This is a genomic window from Desulfoluna spongiiphila, assembly GCF_900101345.1.
Classification (GTDB): Bacteria; Desulfobacterota; Desulfobacteria; order Desulfobacterales; family Desulfolunaceae; genus Desulfoluna; species Desulfoluna spongiiphila.
Genome location: NZ_FMUX01000046.1, coordinates 1 through 4,957 on the forward strand (window position 1 = coordinate 1; position 4,957 = coordinate 4,957).

The following is a 4,957-nucleotide window of genomic DNA, read 5'->3' on the forward strand; positions in this document are numbered from 1 at the left end:
AACACTTTTCCATCGGCCATGGCGAGGGCTTTGTCTGTGGACACGCCACGGTTCCGGGCGACGTCATCAATAAAAATGGTGTAGATCTGGTTCAAAGGATGAAGCAGGTAAGCGGTGGACTCCTCGTCCAGGGGCTCCGAAGGGTTGCCCATGGCCTTGTATTTCCCGGCGGTGAGGTACGTCACCTTGTACCCGCCCTTCTCCTGGGCCTTGGACCGGTCCACGTGCATGGCCCGAACCCCGATGCTTCCCACCTGGGCCGTGGAGGGCGCGGCGATCTCTTTTGCCGCCGAGGCAAGCCAATACGCCGCGCTGCACATCTGGCCGTCTGCGTAGGCGTAGATGGGTTTTTCCAGGGCCGCCCGGTGGAGAAAGTCGGAAAGCTCTTTCACGCCGTCCACGTCCCCGCCGGGGGATCCCACCTTAAAGCAGATCGCCTTCACCCCGGAGTCCCCAAGGGCCGCCTCCACCTGCTCGCGGATTTCCGCATAAGTGCTCTCCCGCTCCAGCCAGAAGTAGTACCTGGTCCGCTCCTTCTGAAGGGCCCCGGACACACGGATCACCGCCACGGAATCGATGACCTCAAGGTCCGCGCCCTCCCCGTCCGCTTCGGCAAACATGGAGGCATCGATCTTGCCGGACTCCACCAGGGCCACAATGGCCTCATAGGCATCCATGGTGATGGCCCAGGGCCGTCCATGCAGTCTCTCAGGCATTGGTGGTCTCCTTCGCTTTTTGCTCTTCTGTTTCTGTCTCTTCAATCAAAGCATCCGCCGCGTCGGCCTTGGCCTTCTTGGTTTCGGGCGTCGCGGGTTCTTCCGGCAACAGCCCGGCAGCTTTGAGCTTGCGGTTCTCCCGGGCCAGCTGCTCGATGTATGAATCCACGTCCATGCCCTGCCGCGCTGCAATCTTGGCCAGGGTCCCGTTGCCGCTCTCACGGTTGATCTGGTTGGCCCGGGCGGTTTTAAGGGGATCCACGTCATCTCGTTCAGGCGGGATCCACATGGCGCGCGTGTAGGCGTGACGCGCCTCGTACCAGTCCGGGGATCCGGCAGGCAGGGTAATCATGCCCCGGAGCCACGCCTCTTCCAGGACCATCTCCCAGACCTTCTGGCAAAAGCTGTCCACCAGCCACTTCTGGTAAAACCCGAACACCCGCCAGGCTTCCAAAAGGGCCGCCCGTGCGCTGGAGTAGTTGGTCTTTGAAAAATCCTTGGCCACCACCTCGTAGGGCATGCCCACGGTGGCACCGATCCCCCGGAGGATCCGCTCCACAAATTCGGGAAAGGTGTTGCCGGGCCGCTTGGACTCCAGCACGTGGGGTTCTTCTCCGGGGTTGCCGTAGATCATGGTCCCTGCCGCCACATCCTGGTGGCGTGTCAGCTCACCGGCTGCAACGGCATCGCCGTTTAAAGAAGGGGCGGACTCTTCGGCATTGGGGGTTTTGATAAAGACAGGAAAGCTGGCCGCCACGATGGCGCCCACCAGCTCAAAATCAAGGTAGTCGTTCAGGTCCCGGAAGAACTTCATCCCCGGGGCCAAAAGGGAGATCCCCCTCACCTGCTCATCTTCCTTCTGTATAAAGGAGTGAAACAGACCGGGCCGATGCCCAACCCAGGCAGGCACCTGGGCGAAGCTGGCCGAGGGAAGGCTGTAGGAGGTGTAGGCGTTGTCCGGGTTGGCAATCCAATAGGAAGAGGGCTCCCCAAACGCGTCCAGGGTCACCCCGTCCCGAATGGTTGTGTCCTGAGTCAAATCCGAAGGGGTGTACAGCCGAAGCGGGTTCACGCACTGCAAGGCCAGGGAAAACGTCCGGCCCGGCTTGTCTTTCATCACAGGGATCCGCAGGAACTCCCCGTTCACCACCAGGGACTGAACCGAAAGAAACTGAATCGCCCAAAAGGGAAGCCGCCCGGCGGCATCCGCTTCCGTCTCCCAAATTGAAAACGCCCACTCCGCCTGGGTCTGAAATGCTTCCGCCTGCTCTTCACTCCACCCCAGTAACCTCCAGTTAGGCCGGGACTGGGGCCGAAGCCCCGTCCCCACCACGCTCACCCCCATGCTATCCGTGATGTTCGCCGCATGGGGATCGTTGGCCACCAGATCCTGAGCCCGAGACGCAATGGTACTGCGCTCATAGGGCTCAGAATCCCGGTTCATCCGGGACGTCATCCAGTTGGCCAACGTCCCGGAATGGCCTCCCGCCTTCCGATGCACGCCGTAGGAGGTATTGGCCGCAACGGAAGACGAGGGAGGAAGGATCCGGTTGTCCGGCCCATATAATAAAGGTGTCATCGAACGATCCTCCCCGTGACAAACTTCGGCCCGGCACCGGAAAGTAGTTTGCTCCGCTCCTGGTCCAGAAACACAAGGGTCTTCCGAATCTCATCGATGTCAGCCCGAACAAACTCTCGCTTGCCAAGCTTATAGGATTGGTTCGCAGCTATAGCGAGGAGGGCCTGCTTGAAAGCTGCGATCTGTTCATCGAGCTCTTGTAGAGTGAAAATAGCCATGGGGGGAATATGGCATGGGGCGGGGGTTAGTGTCTGTTACGAGAGAGACGTGTGAGACGAGGGAGACGTGAGAGACACTTTATTTTGGAAAGCTACAGAAAATTGGTGGGTGGGACTGGGGTATAAAAATATTCTGTTTATTGTTTCTTTGATCCCGAGCAAGTGATTGCATCTCCTAATCCCTTATTATTATACATTTTTATCGAAACAATGTTTGCGCACCCCCAAGTATTAGGGAACATCTATTCATATATTCAGTGTGTTGTAGCCAAAAAGGTTACTCATAACCATTTACAGGAAATGATATCACGCGTATGTTAATATTTATTATGTTAATATTTGAAGTATATAGGCACAAGATATTATTCTTCTAATCGATTGCAGAAAATAATGTTTTGACACGGAGCTTAAATAGTGGAAATCAGAAAAAAAATTAATTTAAAAAATTACAATCGGGCAGGGTTACTTGAATCGTTTAGCAAGCATGAAGTTCCGGTTATTAGCACAACAAGCAATGTCGACATCACGAAACTAAAAAAGTATGTTGATATCAATAGTGTTAACTTTTTTATTTCAATGAGCTATTTTGTATCACTTACGATAAACGAAATACCGCAACTAAAACAAAGAATTATTGAGAATGTACTTTATGAATATGACACTATCAATCCAGGTTATACAATCTTATTAGATGATGAAACGTTCACGTTTTGCGATTCTATACATTCGAATCTCTTTAAAACTTTTAACCAAGAGTCTATTGAAACAATTTCAAAGGTAAAAGAAACCCCGGACACAGAAATGAAAGATAAAAATGATATGTTTTTTATTTCAAATATACCGTGGTTTTCCTTTACATCTTTTTCACACCCATACTTTAGCAAATATTCATATATTCCGATAGTTACATTTGGAAAATATTATTCAACTAATGATTCGGTTTTTATTCCTGTCGCGATTCAAGTTAATCATGCCTTAGTTGATGGCATTCATCTCGGAAAATTTTACAAAAAACTATCTCAATACCTTTTGAAGGCAGAAAAATATCTTAACGGATAATTGGGATTATCATCATAAATCCAACTTAAATAGTTATATATCCGGCATTTCAAAATATTAATCCAACATACATAGTTTCAGTTCATTATAAGCACTATTGAATCGCATAGAAAGATTTATACTACTAAAAGCTAATCAGATATTTGGTCAATAACATCAAATGGAGTCGATAGATGCAAAAAAACCCCTTCGAAGATGCTTATTACAAGCAGCGTCCTAAAGAAAAGAGTTATGATGTGCGTGGTGAATACTTCCGTGATCAAACAGCAATTATACATAGCATGCCATTTAGACGTCTAAAGCATAAGACTCAGGTTTTTTTTGCGCCAAACAATGACCATGTATGTACTCGTATTGAACATGTAATGCATGTTGCCTCTATTGCTGCAACGATATGCAAAGGGCTTAATAAGGCAAACCCCGATATGTGGGATCTGGACGCTGAATTGGCTTATGCAATTGGGCTTTCGCACGATTTAGGGCATGCTCCGTTTGGCCATGCGGGGGAAAGTGCATTGAGTGAAATGTTACCAGTTGGTACAGTATTTATGCATGAATTAAATGGCCTAAGAGTGGTTGACAAGTTAGCAAATGAAGGACGAGGGTTAAACCTTACATACGCAGTACGGGATGGAGTTATTTGTCACAATGGGGAAAGTTTTGAACAAGAAATATTTCCTGATACTGATGAACGTGATCTTAACTCAATAGTTGATAGAAGCCATAATCCGCTTACGTATGAAGGTTGTATAGTGCGGTTTGCAGATAAAGTTGCTTATTTAGGCCGTGATATTGAAGATGCAGTAATTGCAGGTTTCATTAAGGATAGTGATGTTCCCAAAAAACTAAGATCAGAATTAGGCCATAGTAATGGGCAAATAATTAACAGACTTGTGAAAGACGTTATTCAAACATCATGTGAATCAGGGTCAATAAAATTTTCTGATGAAAGACACGAATTAATTTTGAGTCTCAAAAATTTCAATTACAATGTAATATATAATCACAAAGAAATTATCAGATATAAAAAATTTGGCGTAAATATAATTAGGGGTTGCTGAACAATTTTGCGCGATTAATTTCAGGACATGGGGTTAGTCAGCTGCAGATGCAAAACGTGACACTCTAAACGGCCACCACCGAATTGGCTCTTTGAAAAACAGGCACAACAAAATGGCTTTCAGCCATTTTTCAAGATTCATAACTAAAAAGCATAGTGAGATGGCAGTTTCACTGGTCTTTGCTAATTTTGTCATGACACGGCCAAGACAGTATCGTCTCTTTGCTTGTCCAAATTTTCCTTCAATGGGGATTCGATCTATTTCGTCTTGTCGGGCCTGAAGAGACTTTTTGATTAGTTCTGCCTCAGTTTCTGCGGTTCTTTT

At 48.1% G+C, this 4,957-nt stretch carries 6 protein-coding genes; 2 read left to right on the forward strand and 4 right to left on the reverse strand.

Going from position 1 to position 4,957, the window contains the following annotated elements; translation table 11 throughout:
• From BLQ12_RS26695 to BLQ12_RS28455, 3 genes are all read right to left on the reverse strand, one after another.
• Positions 1-716: S49 family peptidase (locus BLQ12_RS26695; protein ID WP_139164142.1), on the reverse strand; the 716-nt coding region annotated here is incomplete at its 3' end.
• Complete coding sequence (locus tag BLQ12_RS26700; protein WP_092216028.1) at positions 709-2,295, reverse strand: phage portal protein; 1,587 nt, start codon at positions 2,293-2,295, stop codon at positions 709-711. The genes BLQ12_RS26700 and BLQ12_RS26695, both read right to left, overlap by 8 nt.
• Positions 2,292-2,513 carry a DUF6148 family protein gene (locus tag BLQ12_RS28455; RefSeq protein ID WP_092216030.1) on the reverse strand — a complete coding sequence of 74 codons (222 nt, stop codon included), beginning with the start codon at positions 2,511-2,513 and terminating at the stop codon, positions 2,292-2,294. The genes BLQ12_RS26700 and BLQ12_RS28455 overlap by 4 nt, the downstream gene beginning before the upstream one ends.
• Before the next feature lie 414 nt (positions 2,514-2,927).
• Here BLQ12_RS28455 and BLQ12_RS26710 point away from each other — a divergent pair, with 414 nt between their 5' ends.
• Together BLQ12_RS26710 and BLQ12_RS26715 are read left to right on the forward strand one after the other, a co-directional pair.
• Complete coding sequence (locus BLQ12_RS26710; RefSeq protein WP_175470090.1) at positions 2,928-3,572, forward strand: CatA-like O-acetyltransferase; 645 nt, start codon at positions 2,928-2,930, stop codon at positions 3,570-3,572.
• 173 nt (positions 3,573-3,745) lie between these two features.
• Positions 3,746-4,633, forward strand: a complete 888-nt coding sequence (locus BLQ12_RS26715) for a deoxyguanosinetriphosphate triphosphohydrolase family protein (protein WP_092216034.1) — start codon at positions 3,746-3,748, stop codon at positions 4,631-4,633.
• A 33-nt stretch (positions 4,634-4,666) separates the two neighbouring features.
• Here the strand turns inward: BLQ12_RS26715 and BLQ12_RS26720 are convergent.
• A partial coding sequence (locus BLQ12_RS26720) for a transposase (protein ID WP_139164143.1) occupies positions 4,667-4,957 on the reverse strand: 291 nt, incomplete at its 5' end.

Excerpts from the sequence above, each read along its gene's own strand:
- BLQ12_RS26700 (WP_092216028.1), bottom strand. The coding sequence starts at position 2,295 with ATGACACCTTTATTATATGGGCCGGACAACCGGATCCTTCCTCCCTCG.
- BLQ12_RS28455 (WP_092216030.1), bottom strand. The coding sequence starts at position 2,513 with ATGGCTATTTTCACTCTACAAGAGCTCGATGAACAGATCGCAGCTTTC.
- BLQ12_RS26715 (WP_092216034.1), top strand. The coding sequence starts at position 3,746 with ATGCAAAAAAACCCCTTCGAAGATGCTTATTACAAGCAGCGTCCTAAA.